Here is a 1,196-nt window from a genome sequence, read left to right on the forward strand (position 1 = left end):
CCCGGGTGCCGTGCCGCCGAGGTGCTGCGGCGGGCCGGGGCCGACCCGGACCTGCTGGCCGGCGCGCTGGACGCGGCCGCCGCCGCGGCCCGCGCCGACGGCCGTACACCCTGCCGCGGGCACGGGCCGTCCGCCGCGGGGCCGCCGGGAGGGTTGCGCCCGGAACCGGGATTGCCAGGAGCGTAAGGGGTGACGCTCCTGTCGCATCCTGGCATGATGCCCCGATGCGCACATCTCAGCACCACGGCCGGGGCGCGGGACTCGGGCTCGCCCTGGTGTCGGCGGCCGCGTTCGCCGGGTCCGGCGTCGCCGCCAAGCCGCTGATCGACGCGGGGCTCGAACCGCTGCACGTCGCCTGGCTGCGCGTGGTCGGCGCCGCCGCGGTCATGCTGCCGGTCGCCTGGCGCCACCGGGGCCTGGCGCGCCGCCGCCCCGCCCTGCTCGCCGGCTTCGGCCTGCTCGCGGTCGCGGGCGTGCAGGCGTGCTACTTCGCGGCGATCTCCCGGATCCCCGTCGGCGTCGCCCTGCTGGTGGAGTACCTGGCGCCGGCCCTCGTGCTCGGCTGGGTGCGCTTCGTCCAGCGCCGTACGGTCACCCGGGCGGCGGCCGTCGGGGTCGTCCTCGCGGTCGGCGGGCTGGCCTGTGTGGTCGAGGTCTGGTCCGGGCTGGGCTTCGACGCGGCGGGCCTGCTGTCGGCCCTCGGCGCGGCCTGCTGCCAGGTGGGCTACTTCGTGCTGTCCGACCACGGCGGCGGTCAGGAGGAGGACGCCGCCCCGCTCGGCGTGGTCGCCTACGGGCTGCTGGCGGGCGCCGTCGCGCTGACCGCCGTGGCGCGGCCGTGGGACCTGGCCTGGCCGGCGCTCGGCGGCCGGGTCGCCATGGACGGCACGCGTGTGCCCGCGCTCCTGCTGCTGGCCTGGATCGTGCTCGTGGCGACCGTGGCCGCCTACGCCACCGGCGTCCTGGCCGTACGCAGGCTCACACCGCAGGTCGCCACGGTGGTCGGGTGTCTGGAGGCGGTCCTGGCCACCGTGCTGGCCTGGGTGCTGCTGGGCGAGCGGCTGGCGGCGCCGCAGCTCCTGGGCGGCGCCGCGGTGCTGGCCGGCGCGCTCGTCGCGCAGACCTCCGCGCCGCGCGGGCCCGCCCCGTCCCCTCAGCCGGCGCCCGGCGGGGCCGGGGAGGCGGTGCCCGCCGCC

The 1,196-nt window shown here is 79.3% G+C and carries 1 protein-coding gene and 1 pseudogene; both read left to right on the plus strand.

The annotated features are described in order from the left end of the window. Positions 1 to 186: pseudogene (locus RKE29_RS29965) on the plus strand (hypothetical protein); the annotation flags it as partial. A gap of 38 nt (positions 187 to 224) precedes the next feature. Continuing rightward, a partial coding sequence (locus RKE29_RS29970; RefSeq protein WP_312008854.1) for an EamA family transporter occupies positions 225 to 1,196 on the plus strand: 972 nt, incomplete at its 3' end.

Source organism: Streptomyces sp. B1866 (genome assembly GCF_031932565.1).
GTDB lineage: Bacteria > Actinomycetota > Actinomycetes > Streptomycetales > Streptomycetaceae > Streptomyces.